Raw genomic sequence first — 19,078 nt, 5'->3', positions numbered from 1 at the left:
AATCATAAGCAGAATCCTATTTTAATAAAGGGGAGTTTGAAATGGAATTAGTAAAATCGCCGCTGCTGAAACCACTCAGTGAGGAACAAATCGATTTCTTCAGAGAAAACGGGTACATCTTGCTCAAGAAATGCTGCTCCGGAGATTTAATTGACGCCTTTAACGGACACATTTATGATATTCGCAACCAATCACCCACGCTGGATTGGGCGAGGTGCGAGGAGAGCAAAAAATTTTCCGTACGGCTATTCAATCCGCATAAGCACGACAGTTTCTCCCGCCAATTGATGAAACTGCCGGTCATTCGCGGTGCGCTGGCCCAATTAATGGGCAGAGAGGCAGTATGTGTCCAAAGCATGTATTTCTATAAAGAACCGGGGTCTCCAGGTCAAGCATCGCATCAGGATTATTACTATATCAAGAACGATCCCATGACGATGATCGCAGCATGGACCGCCATGGAGGACTCGGTCGACGAAGAGAATGGATGCTTATGGGTGATGCCAGGGACCCACAAGCTGGGCTTGCTGCCACACGGTGCGGTCAAAAACTTGGAAGAGCATGAATCCTGGACAGAGGAAACGGAGGGCGTGGATACAACTCGTCAAATTCCGGTGATCATGGAAAAAGGGGACATTCTCTTCTTCAGCGAACTGCTGATCCATTCCTCGAACAAAAACCGAAGCAAGGACCGCTGGCGCCGATCCTATGTTTGCCATTATATCCGAGAGGATTCCAATGTACTTCACCGAGAGGATCTTCGTCAGAAATATTCGCTTTACTAATAGGAAAATGAAACGTTAGGGTGATGATCATGGAGTTGAAAATGTTCAAGGCGATATGGGGAATGACAGGAAACTGGGAATTGCAATTCCGGCAAATTTTCGAAGCAGGGTATTCAGGGGTCGAGAGCTGGATGCCCGCTGCAGAAGATGTGACATTGTTTAAGGAGCTGCTAGAAAAATACAATTTGGATCTTATTCTGCAAGTGTATACAGGTGGAAACCACTCCGCATCGCTTGAAGAGCAAGTCCAATTCGCTGCTTCATTTCAGCCGCTCCTCATCAACGCGCACAGCGCGAAAGATTCTATGCCTTATGATGAACAAATCATTTATTTTGAACGTGCAATCGCGCTCGAGAAACAAATCGGTATTCCGATTGCCCACGAAACCCACCGGGGCAGAGCCACTTTTACGCCCTGGAGCACCGCACGTTTGCTGCGAGATTTACCTGATCTGCATATCGCGGCAGATTTCAGTCATTGGTGTTGTGTTTGTGAATCCATGTTGGACGACCAGATTGACAATGTTAAGCTGGCGATTCAGCATGCGATCCACATTCATGCACGGGTCGGCTATGAGCAAGGCCCTCAAGTGCCCGATTTTCGTGCGCCTGAGTACGAGAATGCGCTGCTAAAGCATGAACAATGGTGGGAAGCAATCATTCTAAGGCATCGCGCTGCAGACAGTCCTTATGTAACTTTTACACCGGAATTTGGACCGCCTGGTTATATGCATACCTTACCGTTTACGAACCAACCTGTAGTCGATTTATGGGATGTCTGTCTTGCGATGGGTCATCGGTTTCGAGAACGTTTTTACTCCTAGGTCGCAGTCTCTGTCCAAATGGAAGCCTTGCGCGTACACAACCGAGGCAGAATCGCCCGCAAGCTTCTTGATTTCATCCATTGGTACGTCGATCTGAGTGGGATTGATATGCGAGCTGCCGCCGCCTTGGTATCTCGGTTTTTGTGCGAATGGACCGATGACCGCCAACTTCTTACCTTTTGCTAGTGGGAGCAGGTTCTCTTCGTTCTTCAGCAGCACCATCGTTTCGCCAGCAACGGTGCGCGCCAGACGATGATGCTCGTCCCGATCGTACGTGGCGTTTGGTTTTTTGTTGTCCACGCTCATGAAAATGATGCGCAAAATCCGTTCAACAGCATGATTAAGCGTCTCTTCGGACAACTTGCCGTTCTGGACCGCCTCCACGATTTTACGGTCGCCCACGCCGCCGCTTGAAGGCATCTCCAGCTCTTGCCCGGCAGCCAGCCCGTCTACCCGGTCATTGTTGGCGCCCCAGTCCGTAACAACGAAGCCCTCATGACCCCATTCTTCCTCCAAAATATCGGTAAGCAAAAACTTATTTTCGGAAGCAAATGTTCCGTTAACTTTGTTGTAAGCACTCATGACCGTCCATGGCTGGGCATTTCTCACCGGACCTTCGAAGCTCGCCAAATAGATTTCCCGCAGCGTGCGTTCATCGACAACGGCATTAACGCCCATGCGTCGATGCTCCTGGTTGTTAACCGCGAAATGCTTCAGAGATGTGCCAACGCCTTGACTTTGCACACCTTGAATATGGCTGGTCGCCATTTCCGAAGAAAGGTAAGGATCCTCTGAGAAATATTCGAAGTTACGCCCACATAGCGGAGAACGCTTGATATTGGCGCCTGGTCCAAGCAGGACAGCAATGTTTTCCGCCTGGCATTCTTCACCCAGTGCTACGCCCACCTTGCCGATCAGCTCCCGGTCCCACGAACTGGCCATGCCGGCTGCCGACGGGAAACAAGTAGCGGGTACGCTTTTGAATACGCCCAAATGGTCGGTGTCTCCCTGCTGCTTGCGCAGTCCGTGCGGGCCGTCGGTGACCATAATGCTAGGAATGCCAAGGCGCTCCACGCCTTTTAACCGCCAAAAATCTAAACCGGAGCACATGTCAGCTTTTTCTTCCAATGTCATCTCAGCAATTAGAGCGTGAATATCGCGTTTCATTAGATATAACCTCCTTGAATAAATCTGTACAGTTCACATTATTTCATGGAACCGCTTTCTTTTATGGTATAATACTTAGAAAAATTGTACGTAAGAGGGGGATTCCATAGTGGTCAATGTTCACAATCAACCAGATGTAGCCTATTCATGTAAGTTGCTATATGAAAGCATCCAACTTCCGATCTTTTATATCGAGGATGGACATGGCGTGGAAACGATTTGGGGGAGCGGAGATCAGCATAGGCCTTTTTATATGGAATTCGAAAAGCTATTCCATCCATTTATAGAGAAAGAGATGGAACACCCGGTGATTCTCACAGCGAATTCCTGGGGAGAGTTTATCATAGTGCCTGTTAAACGTAGTGGAGAGCGGCATGGATTCGTTGTAATCGGTCCTTCAATCCAGCAAGTACCTACGGATGAACATATCCATGGCCTTATGAACGATAATCAAATGTCCTATCGCGATCTGCCGCACTGGAACGCATATTGGGACAGCCTTCCCGTCGTGAGCCGTCTCCGTCTGCTTCATATCAGCGTACTTGCGCATTGGATGATCAATCAAGAGGCTTTGGAGATTACGGATGTGCTGCAATATAGTTATCAATATGTGCTGCCCGCCATGTTTCAGAGTAATATAGAAATTGAAATTCTAGCCAAACGGGAATTATCGGTGTCTAATCATAGCTCGAAAATAGAGAAACGGTTGCTAGAATTGATTCGAACCGGCAATACAAGTGAATTAATGAAACAGTGGATCGCCTTTCCTAACGAGGGCGTGGGGATCTTATCTAAGCGGAGCCAACTCCGCAATATGAAAAATTTAGCCATTTGCTGTGTTGCGATTGCGATGAGGGCTGCTGTAGATGGAGGAATATATGAAGAACTGGCCTTTACTCTCAGTGACCTGCATATTCAGCAAATCGAGGAACTGAATGATGTCAAGGCAGTTGAGGCCGCGTTAGTACGTGCATTATTGGACTTTACGGAACGGGTTGAACAGAGCCGGAAAGAAAGTATGTCCAAACCGATCAGAATTTGCTGCGAGTACATTTTCAACCATTTATATCAAGGGATTACATTCGACAAGCTTGCGGAGTTGACTGGACTGAACAGCAACTACTTGATGAATTTATTCAAAGAACAGACAGGCATGACATTGATGAATTATATACAGAAACAGCGGATTGAAGAGGCCAAGAAACTGCTTAATATGACCAATGACACGATTTCTTCTATCGGATTGCGGTTGAACTTTTATGATCAATCTCATTTTATTAAAGTTTTCAAGAAGTATACGGGCATGACGCCGAAGAAGTACCGATCCACATTGAAAACGGAAGGTTAATATAACGGAATAGAGACATCCTTCGGGAAAACCTTTAAGCACTCGGAATCACATGTGTGTAAAGGCTTTTTCTTTATGATCCTAGGGACGAATAAAATCAGAGGGGCTGTCCCAAAAGGTCCAAAGACCCTAAGGATACCCTCTTTTTGAAACAGAATAGTCGGATGGCTAATAAAAAATTTATGAAAAACTTGATCAGGCAGAGGAATTGGCAAAGAACGGCTTGCAGATACGCAACAAAAAATACCAAAATTATGAATTGATCCGGATTCTTAGTTGAAGTTATGGAATAACGAGATCAATCTACTGTACAAAAAGGACAGATGGAACAAAATATATCTATCCTTTTCTGTTACCATCTATGACCCGGCTATTTTTTCTCCCCTTGGCTGGCTGCTGTTGGCGTCCGGTTCGACGGTGATGCCGATTTGTTCAAAAGTCTGCCCTTCGGCGAGCTGGTAGGTCAGTATTCCGGATCCGTTTTCGTCCGGCTTGAATATGCCGCCATTTTCCCTCGTGCCATTTTTCAGCAGCCAAACCTGGTAAACCTGTGAACCTTCGACGCCGGGCAATTCGTGAACCTGCACCACCAAATTTTTCTCTGATCCCTGCTGGACAATATAGGCGATGCCGTTTGTTTCTGATTGACTTTGATTGGCTGCTTTTAAGGGAATGGCCGTTAAAATTTCAATGGGTATATTTTTGGCATGTCGATTTTTTTCCTGTACATCCGCTATTCCAAGGCCAATAATCGCAAGCAACAAGACGGCGACGATACTGGCTGAAACAGGAGTGAACTGGCTTTTGAGCATCATGGCAATCTTGCTCATCTTAGCCATGAATGTTTCCGTACCGCTTTTCCTTTTGTGATCAAAAACAAACCCCAACACCTCGCCTTTTAGCGATTCAGGCACCTCGATTTCGGTATAATCAAACGGCAAAGCATGCCAGGCCTGGGACAATTCCTGATATTCTTTCTTACAATCCGTACAATTCTTTAAATGTTCAACAAAGGCCATGTGTTCGCTCTCCTTGAGCTCATTTGCTATATATGGAATTAAATGATCACAATCTCTTCTCACTTTATATCCTCCAGTTCCAGATGCTTCCTCAATCCTTTAAGAGCCTGATGAAGCCTGCTTTTAATCGTGCCGAGCGGCTCTTGTTCCAGCTTGGCGATCTCTGAAAGAGAATACCCTTTCCAATAAAGCAAATCGATTAATTTTCTTTGCGCCGTCGGCAATTTGTTTTTCGCCATCGCAATATTATTCGTATTTACTCGTTGCTCGATTTCATTGGCAGGGTCGGCGATCTCTTCATGTTCCTCTTGATGATGTTGTGTATGCCTCTTCTCTTTGCGGAGGTAGTCAATGCAAATATTTCGTGTAATCGTGAGGAGCCAATTGACAAAGCTGCCTTGAGCGGGATCATAATGGCTGTTTGTTGTCCATAGCCTCAAAAAGACCAACTGAATAATCTCTTTCGTCTTATCCTCATTCCCATTGCAAAACTTCATAACGAAGCTGTAAACAAGCTTTATATATCGATCATAAAGCTCCTCTAATGCGTGACGGTGTTTTTCGTTTACCAATCTCATTAATTCCGCATCGTGTTTTTCTTTCATATGGCACTCCCTGCTATTGGATAAAAATATATCTATTTCAAAAATAAGGATGGGAACGACCGCGACTGATCGTTCCCTGGGCAGGCTTATTCAAATTCTGTTTCGCTGTTTACGACAAACCATACATCTTTTACTCCTTGTCCGTTTACATCCCCTTCTTGCTGGTCTTTTGCAAAATAATAGAGAGGAAAACCTTTGTACGTGACCTGCTTCTCCCCGTTGTCTTCTCTTGTGATCGTATCGAAATCCTTTTTGTCAAAACCATCCGGGACGGCGAAATCCTCCTGGGTAAATGCCGGCCAGTTTGCCAGGCAGTCTCCGCTGCAATTGCTTTTTCCTGCTTCGTCCTTTTTAAAGTAATACAGGGCCCTTCTTTGTGGATCCGCCAGGTACTCTCCAGCTGTCTCATTCTCCAAAAGCTGGAGGCTGTCAGCCGGGGCTTGTTCCGATTTCGTTTGTTCCGTTTGGGCTTGATTGGGTTGATCCGTCTCTGTTTTTTCCTCAGTGCTTTTTCCGCAGGCAGTCAAAGCAAAAATAATCGATAGTATCGCGAGGGTAAAAATTCCTTTTTTCATGTATATTCCTCCCAGTTTTTTAGATTCAAGGCGCATCCTTACTTCCAGCCCCATTTTTGAAAGATTTGGTGAGTTTCTTTCGTTCTTAAATAATCAATAAATTGCTGTGCCTCTTTTTTCTGATCGGTGATTTTCGTCAGGGCGATCGGCGTTCCACGATAGAGCTTTTCTACTTCGGGCAGTTCGACCAGGTCGGTCACATCCTCGAGCCGGTAATGCCACGATTCATAGGTAATCCAGGCGTCCAGGCCGGAATTCGATTTCCATTGTTCAATGGCTTCGGCACTCGACTTTACAGAAAGGTTAATATTTTGGGAAATGCCTTCGATCAGCCCTTTTCTGCCTGCCAGGTCTTCCCACAGGCCAAGCTGGCCAGCCCCATTCACATCGATTATTTTTACTCCCTTTTTCGTTAAATCCTCCAGGCTTTCAATCTTCTTAGGATTTCCTTTCCTCACCAATATTCCTGCAGCACGCGGGTAAAGCTCCGTTCTTGATTTAGTGTCAATCATTTCGGGGTGGTTGAAGATGAAGTCCTGCAGCATATACTCGGAGCCACCGAAAATAATATCTGCATCTTGCTTTGCCTGGCCGATCCAATTGCCCTCTGGTCCGGCTGTTACTTCCACCTCGATTCCCGTTTTAGCTGAAAAAAGTTCAGCAGCTTCCTTGATCGGTCCAAGAGGTCCGCCCGGTCCGTACACCCGGATGACATGATCAGTTTGGCTTGAATTTGGTGTCGACTGGGACGCCGGCTTACGGTCCATTTCTGCATAGGCTGACAATCCGGCAGCCGTAATGACAAAGAGCAGTAGAGCTGAAAGGAACACGGTCTTCTTCATGATTCTTCCTCCATTTCATACATGATTTTTTCCGGTACTATTAAAAGGAAACGAAGGGAGGCTCTAAACGGTTTGATTATAATTGAAATATAGTTAGAAAGTTTCATAAATCTATTGGGGGTCGCGTCAGGAAAATGCGGATTTACAACGTTAAGGAAATCTCTTAATTCCCGAACTTAGATGTAGGCTTTGGAATAAAGTTTGATCAAAAAAATCTTACAAACCCAATTCCCGAAAATATAAATATATGAAAAACGAAGCGCTATCCATATTCGTGCTTCGTTTTTCATGTGCGGCACCCTCCTCTCAAAGTATCACTTCCTTCTACCGTTAAGCTTAAACGGTGGCTAAGCTCTCCCACATCTTTCCTTGGTCACTACTCCATACCAACTCTATCAATTTGCATATGATATCCAATGATAGATTCAAGGAGGTCTGGTAGCATGACAACCCCTATGGAGTTTGATGCCATTTTCAGTCTGGGTCACAACTGTCAAGTTGCCGCCCAGCTAAGAAGAAACAAGCTGCGTCATGCAGCAGGTCCGTGGGACTGGTTCAACTTCGCTTCGACCCGTGAATTTTGCAAAGTGATTAAACATCAAATCAGTGATTTCATGCTCCGGGATAACCTGGACATTTATGGTAAATCCGTGAACTGTTATTATGTACGCGACAAACGATCCTCCTGTTTATCCTTCCATGATTTCAAGAACAACCCGGAGGAGCAGCCGCTATATGACTACCCCGCTTTTCGCGAACGGCTGGATCGAAGAATCGAACGCTTTAACCGCTGCTTGAATTCTGAACAAAAGACGCTGCTCGTGCGGATCATCCCGCATAAAAAGGATGCTGAGACGATTGATCAGGTTATTCGCGAAACTTACTCCAATCCGAACGTAACCCTCTTATTTGTCATGATTAGCAGCAGTCCAAGTATTGTTACTCTTCCTTCTTTCTCGGATCGGGTGCTCATCAAGCAAATACCGAAAGGGCCTACATGGGAGGGAGATTTGGAGGCTTGGATGACCATTCTTGGAGGATTTTCGCTCATTTCAGGGGAATAAGTGTTTGACAAAACCAAAATTTACCTGTATATTTACAAAAAGTGAATCGGAGCTCTTACGAAGGAAGCACCCGTAAGTCTGGCGTTGAATGCGCCTTTCTAACGGGTGCTTTTTGTCGTGAGTCCGGCCATCCTGTCATGATGCGACTGCCGCTCATGATGATTATTCGTTATGTTAAGGAGCGATGTTTATGTTTAGAAGATTACTGACCTCATCCCTTGTTATGGCACTATTTCTCACTTTCATCCCCATGCCTCTCGGGATGCAGCTGCGATCGAGTTCACCGATGCGGTCCAAGCCCAATTGAATGCCACGGCGGACCGGGCCGGTGGAACCGTACGTACCAAACTCATCAATCAGTACGATAATTTTAAATCGGAACGAAAGCAAGCGATGGATTGGGATGATCGAATCTCTTCCCTTCGTTATGCCAATGAATCCAAAACTTCGGAAACCCGCAAAAGAATCAGCGAAATCGATAAGGACAAAATCCGCAAGCTGGAGGATCAGCTCCAAGCAGCCAAAACCAAGTACCAGCCGCTGTTTAATACCTATACCGCTCTCAATAAGCAAATCGCCGTTGCTAAAAAACTCAAAGACAAAACGCTCTCCAAGATGTTGCAGTCACAGGCCGGTGGCATGAAGATCCTGGTTACCCTGGGACGTGAGGATATCCGAAATAAGCAGGCGGCACTTACGGCAGCCAAGAAAGAGAAAACTTCCAAAGCGGCAAAGGTCCGCTCTATCCTGTCCGAGATTGATTCCTACAAAAGCAAGATCAAGGGCGATAAAAGCGCAATCTCAACGCCAAATAAACTGATGACAACCGAGTGGAAAAATTTCAAAGCAGCAGTAAAGGCGAATGAATCGGCCAGAACCAGCGATACCCTTTCCAGGCTGCTGACGCTCTCCGGTCAGATCTTGATGAAAAAGAAAAGCATTTACAGTCACGAACAAAAAATCGAGTCTATCATTGCACGAGCAAATGCGCAAATAAAATGACGCTTTCAAGAATCGCACCATACAAAAATAACTTCTGCCGAGGGCAGAAGTTATGGTTCGATATGCAACAAATCAACTCAATAGTAACTCAACTTGAAGCCGTTTGGAACGGGTATTGGAATCCAGCCAACTTGGATTGATCAAGCAATGGATAGTCATATAACATACCTTCATAAATAACTTCGAATGCCGGATGCTGAAAGAAATCATTCGGAGTTACTGCGGAGGAAGGGCGATTCCATAAATGGATTCTGCTTTGCTTCATCGCTTCCGCTACGAATTGTGAACAGAAGTAGGATCTTTCTCTCATAATATCAAGTCCCATCAGCACGCCAAACATACCGATGAGATTGTACCCGTAAGCATCCTCTTCATCCTTATAATTTTGAATCACGCTTCTTGCCGCCTCAAATTGCTCCCTTGTGACCTCCAGTCGGAGCAGAGCGCAGCGCGTACCTGGAAAGTGACGGAAGGTTCCTTCGTATACATCTTCCTCAACAAATCCCCCAACCCAGGGATTGTTGGCGCATTTGCGCCCAAAGCTGAACACTTCATTCAAGTTCTCGTCCAGCGCCAGCGAAGCATGATTATAGGGCGCGGCAGTAATTCGTTTAATCAGTTTGGTAAACATCGTACCCGTATCGGTCAGTAGAACATATATATTTTGGTTATCGGACATTTGGCTTTCCCCCACATACATTGATTACATATTTCATTGAATCCGGATTTCGTCAAATCCTTCGTTAATTCCATTGTAGTAGAGGCAAGCCGTTTCCATAACCGACTATAGGTGTGAATAGGACCTGGACCTAAGTCGAGTTCTCACCTAACCTGGCGACGTGATATCCATAACTATACCCCATATAAGCGACGATAGGAAGATGGCGTCATACCTTCATGCTCCATAAATCGCTTGTTAAAGTAACTGACGCTCGGATAGCCCGCTTCCACTGCAATTTGTCCGATGGTTTTTTCTTTATGGTCGAGCAGCCACTGTTTTGCCATCTGAAGACGGCAGCGCGTCACAAAATCCATCGGGGTCATCTCCATAACATTGCGGAATAATTTGCAGAAATAGTAGGTGGTGACGCCAAGTCTGTCCGCCCACTCCTCCAAAATAAACGGTTGTGCCGCTTCCTGCTGCATGATCGGCAGCAGTTCAAGAATCCGGTTGGCCGAGTTGTTCGATTTATTGTCCGATAATGCGGACGCCTGCTCCACGAATACGGCTAACAAGGAATACGTTAGCGTGGACAGCTGCGCTGGTTTGAGCATCCGGTGGGTCTCCGCCTCACATAACAGCGCTTCGTGCGCTTCCTCAAAGGCTGACGGCTGCCGAATGCTCCACAGCTGGCTTTTATGAAATCCACGTTCGATGAAATAGTTCTGCAGACCGCTGCCATAAAAGTGGAACCACCGCACATCCCACGGATCGTCCTCGCTTGTGTAATAACACTGAGCCTGCATAGGAAAATATAGCACGGCTTCCCCTGGGCCAAGCGTATGAACTACATTTTCGATTTCAACATACCCTTTACCGGAAGCCACATAATGAATATTAAAATTGTTCAGAGACCCGGCTGCCCGCGTAACGGTATGGTCCAGTTCATCCCGGTATATCCCTACTGATTCGGGCAGGCAGAAGAATGGCATTTGCGGAAGGGTTAACAGATGACTTTGTCGTTTCATCATAATACTCCTCAAATGACAATATTGTTGTATTAGACTACAAAATAATATTATATCAATTTTAATTCTTGTCTTTTATAATCGCAATATAATCTTAATAAGTTGCATAGGAGCTGATGAACATGACTCAAAAACTTCGTTGGGGAATCCTTGGCTGCGCCAGCATTGCCAAACGCTCGGTCATACCTGGTTTACAGCAATCCCGTCTCAATGATGTCGTTGCCATTGCGAGCCGCGACCAGGCAAAGGCAGCGCAAACGGCAGAGGAACTGAATATTCCGACTGCATACGGCAGTTACGAGTCCTTGCTCGAGGATTCTTCTATAGATGCTATCTATATTCCGCTCCCTAACCATCTACATAAAGAATGGAGCATCCGTGCGGCGGAAGCCGGTAAACACATTCTATGCGAAAAACCCCTTGCGTTGACGGAAGCAGAAGCAGCTGAAATGGCAGAAGCAGCGGCTAAAGCCGGGGTAGTGCTGACCGAAGCCTTTATGTACCGCTATCACCCGCGGTATGACTTGATGAAGGAAATGATCGTCGCCGGCGCCATCGGGGACATTCGGGGCATACGCAGCGCGTTTACCTTCAACAGCTCCGCCAATCACGGGAATGTCCGTTTTCGCAAAGACTGGGGCGGCGGTTCGATTTATGATATCGGCTGTTATCCGATCAATGCCGCGCGCATCCTGCTGGGTCAAGAACCGGAAGCTGTTACTGTTCAAGCTTTCTTCTCCCCCGAGCATGATTTTGTCGACATGATGGCATCCGGATTAATCGAATTTGAGGGCAATGTATCCCTGACTTTTGATTGCGGAATGTGGGCGGCGTATCGCAACCCGCTTGAGATTGTGGGAACGGATGGCTTGATCGAAGTCCCCTACGCCTATAGCCTGCCTGAGGACGGAGCGAACTTCTTCTTAACGACCGGCGAAGGACGTAAAGAAATCGAGGTTCCTCATGCAAACGCATACAGTGAACAAGGCGACCACATGGCCGAAGCGATTTTGAACAACAAACCTCTCCGCTACACTGCAGAGGATGCGATTCACAACATGAAGGTCATCGACGCCTGCCTGCAATCTGCCCATGAACGGAAGCGAATTGTGTTGTAATTTCACCCAAGGAGGATATGGAAATGAAATATATATCAATCAAGGGATTAAACAAACCCGTCTCCGTGCTAATGAAAGGAACGGACTACTTCTATCATGATTCGTATGAGAAAGCAGCCGCGAATATGGATGCATACCTGGCCATCGGCGGCAATTCGGTTGATACTGCTCACATCTACGCTGGAGGTCAAAGCGAAGAAGTGATCGGCAGATACATGCAGGAAAGAGGTAACCGGGATCAGATCGTCATACTGACCAAGGGTGCTCATCATGACCATAATGGCCCGCGCGTAAATAAAAAAGACATCAAGAGTGACATCACAACGAGCTTTGAAAGACTGCAGACGAATTTCATCGATCTGTACGCGCTTCACCGTGACGACCCTGAGGTTCCGGCAGGCGAAGTTATTGAGGCTCTGAACGAATACATTGCCGATGGCAGCGTTGGCGCCATTGGGGTATCCAACTGGACATGGGAGCGCATCCGGGATGCCAATGCCTATGCCGAGGCGAATGGATTGGTCGGTTTCTCCTTCAGCAGCCCGAATCTCAGTCTGGCCAAACCAAACGAGCCGTTCTGGAAAGGCTGCGTGTCTGCCGATGCAGAGACAATTGCGTGGCATGAATCCGAGCAGTTCCCGTTGTTCTCCTGGTCTTCCCAAGCGAGAGGATTCTTTACCGGCCGATTCACGCCTGAAATTCGGGATAATGCGGATCTTGTGCGGGTGTTCTACAGCGATGAGAACTGGGAGCGATTAGAGCGTGCAAAGCAGTTGGCGGCATCTAAACATGTGACAGCCATTCAGATTGCGCTCGCTTACGTGCTGAACCAGCCCTTCCCAACCTGTGCGCTGATCGGTGCGCAATCAGCCGAAGAATTAAAATCCTGTGATGAGGGTTCAACCATCCAGCTGACAAGGGCGGAATTAGACTGGTTAGACCTAACGGTTGATCAGCTGTCTTCAATCTAAATATTAAAAGCGCCTTGTCTCAGGATATTTTCATCCTGCTCAAGGCGCTTTTTTATAGGCTCATGAGAACCATCTGAAATCTTATACTAGGACGAAGACATCTCCTTGGTGGGCAGAAAAATCCGCGCTGCATCCGCTGCATCGTTACTTCCTACTCCTGCAAACTCCGAAGATATGCTTCATATTCAACCGTAAATTCGAGTGCTTCCTTAAAATTCGGCGACTTGAGCGAAAGAGCTGCGACGACTTCCTCTTTTTCTGTCTCCTGCAAAGTTATGATGCGAGGCTGCCTTGGGACGCGAAACTGTGTATGATCGTGATATACGACGGTGACGATGGTGCCTAGTCGCTCCTGCTCTGGCGAATAAACCGTGCTCCACATCCAGCGCTGTTGGTCCGTCCCTTCCTGGCTTCCCCATTCTCTTGAGATGTCAAACTCACCGGGGAATTTCGGTTCAGGTCGTATTCCTAATTCCTTTAATTGTCTATGAATGGGCAAGAATAAAAGGTTCAAAAACGTCCCATACGCTGCATCTCCACCCTCGTTGTATGCCCTCATCAGTTTTTCCTGATTTACGGTAAGTACGGTTTGCCAGTTATGTTCAAGGTACTCGGAAATATAGCTTCCGATGGCTTCGATTGGATGATCTTGATGCTCTTCCAAAAATTCCTTCAACGGTTTCATTGTCATGGTTAACCCCTTTCCCATTTCATGGATTTATTGCTGTACCTCTCCAGCTTACAACATTCATGCAAATTGTAAGGTTTGTTGGAAAACCGGTCCATAATAGGGGTAAACCTTATCATATACTTTAGTCTCTTACTCGAAACCCTTGTAACATGCCGGCAATCACATCCATCGTTTCCTCGATGCCTTTATCGGTTGCAGGCATTTGAGCGACCCAAAGCGAGCATTCATTTAATGCGCCAGACAAGCCATGGGTCATCGCATCAACAGGGATTTTCTTCATCATTCCCTGCTCCTGCATCAAAGTTAACTGCTCCCGCAAATGACTCATCGAATGCAACTCGTCCATCTCGCGCCAAGCCTCCCAACCTACAACACTAGGACCGTCAATGAGCATAATCCGCTTATTCTGCGGCTCTACCACAGCAGCAATGAAAGCCCGGCAGCCAAACAGGAGCTGCTCCCAGGGATCCTCGGAGCTACCCGCTTCCGTTTCCACGCGCTGTGCAATTTCCGATTGTACTAATTCAAGCACAGCCAGGAACAAACCTAGTTTATTCTTAAAGTGATGATACAGAGCGCCACGGGTAACTTTAGCTTCGTCGGCAATTTCCTCCAGTGCCGCATTGGCATAGCCTTTTTCCGTAAAATGTGCTCTGGCTACCTTCAGCAGCAGTTGTATTGTCTCGTGGGTTTCGCTTTTGCTTCTTCTCATAATTAGCGTTGTTCTCCCCTATGCATCATTCTCTGGGTTCGGCCTCATTAGGTGACCATACTTCTTCATGATACTGCTCCAGAAAGTCCTGGGAAGGCGGTATGATCTTGATCATGTCAATCAGTACTCCATTCGGGTCACTGATAATAAAATGCCGCTGACCAAATTCCTCGTCCCGCATATCCTGATGAAGCTGCAGCTTTTCGTGGATGATCAGCCTTTGATACTCGGCATCCACATCCTCCACCTCAAAATTAAGAATCAATCCCTGTACAGGTTTCTGAAAAGCGGACGGTACCGTCGGATGGTCTTTGGACAAAATGGCCATTTCATAGGCGCCTTGTTCCTGGTCTCCCTGCTTCAGGCTTATATACCAATCCGCTTCAAAAATAATCTCAAATCCAAACAACCGTGTGTAAAAGTCTACGCTTTCGGCGATCTTCTCTGTCATGATCACGGGATAAAATCCTTGCAGCTTCATATGGAAAACATCTCCTTCTATTGGGATGAATCCAATTTAACATACATACAGTATGTATGTAAATGTATTTTTAAACATAATTTCCACAAAAAAAGAACCGGCAGACCAGACTGCAGGTTCTTCGTTTGCTACCACAACAAGCTGATAGCCAAAAGATTGAACAACGCTAGTGGCAATACTACATTAGGATTAGGCCCGTATGGCGCAAAGGAAGGATATCCGGGGTAGAAACCTCTGTTGCCTTGCTCTACAAGAATGTACGCATTCTTTGCGTCGACATTAATGACGATACCTTCAATTGCTTCATCATCCATCGTATGCACTCTTACCTTGCGATTCACCACATTTTTCATAGCCGAATGGGCGCTTTCTCTGTGTTTCTTCATGGAATGTACCAACTGGTGGTCGCATTGAAACAGCATTTGCTGTTGAGTTGAATAATTGTTCATGATGCTCCTCCTTCGTTCTCTTCTATTCGCATTCTATGCAAATATCCCGTCAAGGGTGTTCGCCTATCTGAAATCCGTTTAATGAATAGCGAATACGGGTATAGTACAACCAGATGAAGGAGGGTTTAACACCATGGACAAACGAAATATACAGACAAAGCCCGGCGGCTTTTTTATTGAAGATGACAGAAAAACGGTAGCCGAAATCTCCTACTCGCCTCAAGGAAACGGAGTGATTAGTATCGATCATACCTATATCTCACCTGGCCTACGAGGGCAAGGAATCGCCGACGAGCTCATTCGAAAAGTAATAGGATACGCCCGGGAAGAAGATTTGAAAATTATCCCCGCTTGCTCCTATGCCGGGCATTATTTTGATAAAAACATCGATGATCGTGTACTGTTGCACAAATAAAAAACGATGCTAAAAATAACATATGGCATTGATAATCGGATGTCCCCCTCGTAAAGTTAGACTCGCCAGCCATAAGAATGCTCCTCTTATCGGTTGGCTTTTACGCGCCTTAATTCCAAGTTCAAATTATACTTAGGTATTTTCGATTGCGATAGAGTGATCTTATCCCCTATGATCGAATGGTATAGCTTAAGTTAGGGAGGCAACTATAATCATGAGGCAAACAGCGGAACATTGGGTCTGGGAACAAATGTTTGATACATTGCCTATTGGGGCGATCCTGATTTCTGCGGTTGACGAGCCTGTGGCGATGGTTAATGATCGTTTTTGCGAACTTAGCGAAACCAAACGTTCAGACCTGCTTCAGCTCAAACCTTCCGAAATCCAAATTCTATCCAACCTACCGATTCAACAAACATTGCAATCATTCACATATAACCAAACGACCACGCTCAAAAGTAACTCTTATTTTATCCGCCGTGACGGAAATCAAGTCCATGTCTCAGTGACTATTTCCCTGTTAAAACATCCTGCCCCTGGAGAGACTCCATGGATATTGTGCTGTATTGAACCCCGAACCATACAGGAGGAATTATCTTTGCCGCGGACCATTAAGAATGATGAGCTGCTTGCACTTATCTCCAAAAGCGGACAAGATCTTATATCCATCAGCAACGCTGACGGCATCATCGAGTACATCTCACCTTCTGTGACCGAAATACTCGGATACACCCAAGAGGAAGTGACGGGCCAATGCCGGATCGATTACTATCATCAAGTCGATTCCGAGCAAATAAAAGAACCGGGCAAACTATTTTCAGAGGAAAACAGCTTCGTTCGACGCATTCGCCATAAGGACGGGCATTATTTATGGTTCGAAACGTATTTTCAGCTGATTCGGGGAGCTCAGGGTGAGATTAACAAGGTTCTGGCCATTGGACGAAATATTACCAAACGAAAAACGGATGAGGATACGCTGGCCCATGCGCAGCGGATTGCCAAGATCGGTTCCTGGCGTTGGGACCTGATCACGCATACGGTAACCTACAGCGATGAGATGAGGCGAATTTACGGATATCAGATCAGTGCCACCGAGCCAAACCATAACACGCTGCTGTCATTGGTCGTTCCGGAGGACCGCGAGCGGCTGGAGGCGGCGGTGAGCAGAGCCATTCAAGGGAAGGCGAATGAAATCATCTACCGGATCCAGCTTCAGGACAAGCAAATCCGAACCATTCGAGCTCAATGGGAAGTCTCCGTTACGAATGAAGGCAGACCCATGGAGATGGTTGGCATGGCGCAGGATATCACCGAGCAGGTGCTGATTGAACAGCAGTCGCTGGAGAATGAAAATAAGTACAAGCTCATAACCGAAAATTCCCTTGATTTCATATCGAGTAGCACCATAGGCTGTTCAACGTTTCTTTATTGTTCACCTTCCTGTTATTCTCTGCTTGGATATCGTCCGGATGAGATGGTTGGCACCAGTATATTCGATTACGTATACGCTGAGGATATCATACCGCTTCAGGACTATTTCAAGAATTGCCTGGACTGCAAATTGCTCACACCGATCACCTTCCGTTATATACATAAGGATGGCAGGCACATCTGGTTTGAAGTCAATTGCAGGTACATTAGCACGCAGGACGGCCAAAAGAACGAAATCATTTCGATTGCCCGCGACATTTCCGAACGAAAGCTGATGGAATTTAAACTTAAAGAAAGCGAGCAGCGATATCGTTCTCTATTTGAATATAATCCGTCGGCGGTATACTCCATGAATTTGGATGGCGACTACTTAACGGCCAATCAAAATTTGCAGGACCTGACGGGTTATTCCTTGGACGAGTTGATCGGAATGTATTTCGGACCGATTGTAGCGGAAAATGACATGGCTCGAACGTTGTATCATTTTAATCAGGCGACAGAAGGCATACCGCAGAGCTATGATCTGACGATAATTCATAAGGATGGACATCCTATCGACATCAATACCATCAACATACCGATTTTCGTGGATGACGAAGTGGTCGGCGTCTATGGCATTACCCGGGACATTACCGAGCGCATGCGAACCATGGAAGAGATTAAGAAACTTAGCCGCGAGCTCACTCTTTTGCTGAATACGGTATCCGAAGGCATTATCGGACTGGACATTCACGGAGAGGTCGCTTTTATCAATCCGGCAGGCGCAGCGATGCTGGATTATGAACCGGCTACCACCATCGGAAGACCTTGCGACCAGATTATCAAAGAAATTCGCCATGACGGCACTTTTTATCGGGGGGACGATTCTCCGCTAGTTCGAGCCGTCAAACAAGGAGTACCACTGTCCAGAGCCGAAATTGTGCTTTGGCGAGGCGACGGAACCAGCTTTCTGGCAAATTATCAGGTCAACCCAATCTGGGATCAAGGGGAGCGCAAAGGCGCCGTTATGGTGTTCCGCGATATAACCGATGAGAAAGAGATCATCCGGGCGAAGGAGAATGCCGAACGGGCAGATCAAGCGAAAACGGAGTTTCTGACCATGATGAGCCATGAACTCCGCACACCGATGAACGGCATCATGGGGATGATTGAGCTGTTAAGAACGACCGAGCTTGACGAGGACCAACAGAATTATACCAATATTCTGATGGAGAGCAGCAGTTCGCTGCTGCACATCCTAAACGAGATCCTTGATTTCAGCAAAATCGAAACCGGCAATATGACACTCATTCATGAACCGATCGATTTGCGTTCCTTGCTTGAGGTCGTCGTTGATCTATTCTCGGCCAAAGCTAAAGAAAAAGGGTTATCGTTATCCTGCAGCATCAACAGCTCCACGGTACCCGATGTGATCATCGGCGATGCCCTGCGGCTGCGGCAAGTGCTTGTTAATCTCATCAGCAATGCCATCAAATTCACACATGAGGGCAGCATCATGATGAGTGTCGAGGGACTGCCCAGGACGGGCACCCAGGAATTCACGCTTGCTTTTCAAGTAAGGGATACGGGAATTGGCATCCCTACTGAACAGCAGCATCAGCTATTCACCTCTTTCTCGCAGCTTCACCCCTCCTTGAATCGCAAATACGGCGGTACGGGACTGGGGCTTGCAATCAGTAAAAAACTCGTCGAGCTGATGGGAGGGGTCATCGGCGTCGAGAGTCGTGAACATGTCGGTTCCTCCTTCTATTTTACGATCCCGACCCATACGCTGAATGATGATAACACGGACAAATAAACTTCAGAGCCTCTCCAATATCTTCCACAAACAAAAGGGTGATCTTCAGCAAATGAGCTGTTGACCACCCTTTTCTCCTATATTCAAATGAT

The 19,078-nt window shown here is 46.5% G+C and carries 19 protein-coding genes and 1 pseudogene; 9 read left to right on the top strand and 11 right to left on the bottom strand.

The features are described 5' to 3' along the window. Positions 1–41 precede the first annotated feature (41 nt). Positions 42–785 carry a phytanoyl-CoA dioxygenase family protein gene (locus MHH48_RS12410; protein WP_076321061.1) on the top strand — a complete coding sequence of 248 codons (744 nt, stop codon included), beginning with the start codon at positions 42–44 and terminating at the stop codon, positions 783–785. Between the two features lie 29 nt (positions 786–814). Next, positions 815–1,609: a TIM barrel protein gene (locus MHH48_RS12405; protein WP_076321060.1), complete on the top strand. Its 795-nt coding sequence runs from the start codon at positions 815–817 to the stop codon at positions 1,607–1,609. Positions 1,610–1,615: 6 nt separating this feature from the next. Here MHH48_RS12405 and MHH48_RS12400 read toward each other — a convergent pair. Beyond that, positions 1,616–2,776: pseudogene (locus tag MHH48_RS12400) on the bottom strand (glycoside hydrolase family 3 N-terminal domain-containing protein); the annotation flags it as partial. A gap of 208 nt (positions 2,777–2,984) precedes the next feature. Between MHH48_RS12400 and MHH48_RS12395 the strand changes: the two are divergent. Then, the gene (locus tag MHH48_RS12395; RefSeq protein ID WP_144023404.1) at positions 2,985–4,124 is read left to right on the top strand and encodes a helix-turn-helix domain-containing protein; all 1,140 of its coding nucleotides are present in this window, start codon (positions 2,985–2,987) and stop codon (positions 4,122–4,124) included. Between the two features lie 359 nt (positions 4,125–4,483). Here the strand turns inward: MHH48_RS12395 and MHH48_RS12390 are convergent, their stop codons facing one another. The 4 genes from MHH48_RS12390 to MHH48_RS12375 form a co-directional block, all read right to left on the bottom strand. Continuing rightward, the gene (locus tag MHH48_RS12390) at positions 4,484–5,143 is read right to left on the bottom strand and encodes an anti-sigma factor (protein ID WP_256720402.1); all 660 of its coding nucleotides are present in this window, start codon (positions 5,141–5,143) and stop codon (positions 4,484–4,486) included. A 59-nt stretch (positions 5,144–5,202) separates the two neighbouring features. Further along, positions 5,203–5,748, bottom strand: coding sequence for a sigma-70 family RNA polymerase sigma factor (locus MHH48_RS12385; RefSeq protein ID WP_076321057.1), 546 nt, complete (start codon positions 5,746–5,748; stop codon positions 5,203–5,205). An 86-nt stretch (positions 5,749–5,834) separates the two neighbouring features. Then, positions 5,835–6,323: a hypothetical protein gene (locus MHH48_RS12380; RefSeq protein ID WP_076321056.1), complete on the bottom strand. Its 489-nt coding sequence runs from the start codon at positions 6,321–6,323 to the stop codon at positions 5,835–5,837. Positions 6,324–6,361: 38 nt separating this feature from the next. After that, positions 6,362–7,165, bottom strand: a complete 804-nt coding sequence (locus MHH48_RS12375) for an extracellular solute-binding protein (RefSeq protein WP_076321055.1) — start codon at positions 7,163–7,165, stop codon at positions 6,362–6,364. 443 nt (positions 7,166–7,608) lie between these two features. Between MHH48_RS12375 and MHH48_RS12370 the strand changes: the two genes are divergently transcribed. Together MHH48_RS12370 and MHH48_RS12365 are read left to right on the top strand one after the other, a co-directional pair. Continuing rightward, positions 7,609–8,229: a DUF1796 family putative cysteine peptidase gene (locus MHH48_RS12370; RefSeq protein WP_076321054.1), complete on the top strand. Its 621-nt coding sequence runs from the start codon at positions 7,609–7,611 to the stop codon at positions 8,227–8,229. Positions 8,230–8,532: 303 nt separating this feature from the next. Then, the gene (locus MHH48_RS12365; protein WP_256720400.1) at positions 8,533–9,231 is read left to right on the top strand and encodes a hypothetical protein; all 699 of its coding nucleotides are present in this window, start codon (positions 8,533–8,535) and stop codon (positions 9,229–9,231) included. A gap of 88 nt (positions 9,232–9,319) precedes the next feature. On the opposite strand, the gene MHH48_RS12360 is transcribed toward MHH48_RS12365, so the two are convergent. Together MHH48_RS12360 and MHH48_RS12355 are read right to left on the bottom strand one after the other, a co-directional pair. Further along, positions 9,320–9,910: a hypothetical protein gene (locus tag MHH48_RS12360; protein ID WP_076321053.1), complete on the bottom strand. Its 591-nt coding sequence runs from the start codon at positions 9,908–9,910 to the stop codon at positions 9,320–9,322. Positions 9,911–10,083: 173 nt separating this feature from the next. Continuing rightward, positions 10,084–10,920: an AraC family transcriptional regulator gene (locus MHH48_RS12355; RefSeq protein ID WP_076321052.1), complete on the bottom strand. Its 837-nt coding sequence runs from the start codon at positions 10,918–10,920 to the stop codon at positions 10,084–10,086. Between the two features lie 122 nt (positions 10,921–11,042). On the opposite strand from MHH48_RS12355, the gene MHH48_RS12350 reads away from it, so the two are divergent. Together MHH48_RS12350 and MHH48_RS12345 are read left to right on the top strand one after the other, a co-directional pair. Continuing rightward, complete coding sequence (locus MHH48_RS12350) at positions 11,043–12,038, top strand: Gfo/Idh/MocA family oxidoreductase (protein ID WP_076321051.1); 996 nt, start codon at positions 11,043–11,045, stop codon at positions 12,036–12,038. A 23-nt stretch (positions 12,039–12,061) separates the two neighbouring features. Beyond that, complete coding sequence (locus MHH48_RS12345; protein ID WP_076321050.1) at positions 12,062–13,009, top strand: aldo/keto reductase; 948 nt, start codon at positions 12,062–12,064, stop codon at positions 13,007–13,009. Between the two features lie 151 nt (positions 13,010–13,160). Here the strand turns inward: MHH48_RS12345 and MHH48_RS12340 are convergent, their stop codons facing one another. The 4 genes from MHH48_RS12340 to MHH48_RS12325 form a co-directional block, all read right to left on the bottom strand. After that, on the bottom strand, positions 13,161–13,700 hold the full coding sequence (locus MHH48_RS12340; protein WP_076321049.1) for a DUF6022 family protein: 540 nt from the start codon (positions 13,698–13,700) through the stop codon (positions 13,161–13,163). 121 nt (positions 13,701–13,821) lie between these two features. Continuing rightward, positions 13,822–14,412: a TetR/AcrR family transcriptional regulator gene (locus MHH48_RS12335; protein WP_076321048.1), complete on the bottom strand. Its 591-nt coding sequence runs from the start codon at positions 14,410–14,412 to the stop codon at positions 13,822–13,824. 25 nt (positions 14,413–14,437) lie between these two features. After that, a complete protein-coding gene (locus MHH48_RS12330; RefSeq protein WP_076321047.1) occupies positions 14,438–14,893 on the bottom strand; it encodes a VOC family protein in 456 nt (151 codons plus the stop codon). 128 nt (positions 14,894–15,021) lie between these two features. Continuing rightward, positions 15,022–15,342, bottom strand: a complete 321-nt coding sequence (locus MHH48_RS12325; protein ID WP_076321046.1) for a hypothetical protein — start codon at positions 15,340–15,342, stop codon at positions 15,022–15,024. A 133-nt stretch (positions 15,343–15,475) separates the two neighbouring features. Between MHH48_RS12325 and MHH48_RS12320 the strand changes: the two genes are divergently transcribed. Both MHH48_RS12320 and MHH48_RS12315 read left to right on the top strand, forming a co-directional pair. Then, the gene (locus tag MHH48_RS12320) at positions 15,476–15,757 is read left to right on the top strand and encodes a GNAT family N-acetyltransferase (protein WP_076321045.1); all 282 of its coding nucleotides are present in this window, start codon (positions 15,476–15,478) and stop codon (positions 15,755–15,757) included. Between the two features lie 214 nt (positions 15,758–15,971). Next, positions 15,972–18,986, top strand: a complete 3,015-nt coding sequence (locus MHH48_RS12315) for a PAS domain S-box protein (RefSeq protein ID WP_076321044.1) — start codon at positions 15,972–15,974, stop codon at positions 18,984–18,986. Positions 18,987–19,078 lie beyond the last annotated feature (92 nt).

The sequence above is a fragment of the Paenibacillus sp. FSL F4-0100 genome (assembly GCF_037993005.1).
Lineage (GTDB): Bacteria > Bacillota > Bacilli > Paenibacillales > Paenibacillaceae > Paenibacillus_AQ.
Note: the sequence above shows the minus strand (reverse complement) of the source record. Positions and strands in the feature narration are given on the sequence as shown.

Coding starts and splice junctions, on each gene's coding strand:
- MHH48_RS12375 (WP_076321055.1), bottom strand. CDS start 7,165: ATGAAGAAGACCGTGTTCCTTTCAGCTCTACTGCTCTTTGTCATTACG.
- MHH48_RS12380 (WP_076321056.1), bottom strand. CDS start 6,323: ATGAAAAAAGGAATTTTTACCCTCGCGATACTATCGATTATTTTTGCT.
- MHH48_RS12325 (WP_076321046.1), bottom strand. CDS start 15,342: ATGAACAATTATTCAACTCAACAGCAAATGCTGTTTCAATGCGACCAC.
- MHH48_RS12345 (WP_076321050.1), top strand. CDS start 12,062: ATGAAATATATATCAATCAAGGGATTAAACAAACCCGTCTCCGTGCTA.
- MHH48_RS12385 (WP_076321057.1), bottom strand. CDS start 5,748: ATGAAAGAAAAACACGATGCGGAATTAATGAGATTGGTAAACGAAAAA.
- MHH48_RS12335 (WP_076321048.1), bottom strand. CDS start 14,412: ATGAGAAGAAGCAAAAGCGAAACCCACGAGACAATACAACTGCTGCTG.
- MHH48_RS12320 (WP_076321045.1), top strand. CDS start 15,476: ATGGACAAACGAAATATACAGACAAAGCCCGGCGGCTTTTTTATTGAA.
- MHH48_RS12315 (WP_076321044.1), top strand. CDS start 15,972: ATGAGGCAAACAGCGGAACATTGGGTCTGGGAACAAATGTTTGATACA.
- MHH48_RS12330 (WP_076321047.1), bottom strand. CDS start 14,893: ATGAAGCTGCAAGGATTTTATCCCGTGATCATGACAGAGAAGATCGCC.
- MHH48_RS12405 (WP_076321060.1), top strand. CDS start 815: ATGGAGTTGAAAATGTTCAAGGCGATATGGGGAATGACAGGAAACTGG.
- MHH48_RS12350 (WP_076321051.1), top strand. CDS start 11,043: ATGACTCAAAAACTTCGTTGGGGAATCCTTGGCTGCGCCAGCATTGCC.
- MHH48_RS12340 (WP_076321049.1), bottom strand. CDS start 13,700: ATGACAATGAAACCGTTGAAGGAATTTTTGGAAGAGCATCAAGATCAT.
- MHH48_RS12410 (WP_076321061.1), top strand. CDS start 42: ATGGAATTAGTAAAATCGCCGCTGCTGAAACCACTCAGTGAGGAACAA.
- MHH48_RS12360 (WP_076321053.1), bottom strand. CDS start 9,910: ATGTCCGATAACCAAAATATATATGTTCTACTGACCGATACGGGTACG.
- MHH48_RS12370 (WP_076321054.1), top strand. CDS start 7,609: ATGACAACCCCTATGGAGTTTGATGCCATTTTCAGTCTGGGTCACAAC.
- MHH48_RS12390 (WP_256720402.1), bottom strand. CDS start 5,143: ATGGCCTTTGTTGAACATTTAAAGAATTGTACGGATTGTAAGAAAGAA.
- MHH48_RS12355 (WP_076321052.1), bottom strand. CDS start 10,920: ATGAAACGACAAAGTCATCTGTTAACCCTTCCGCAAATGCCATTCTTC.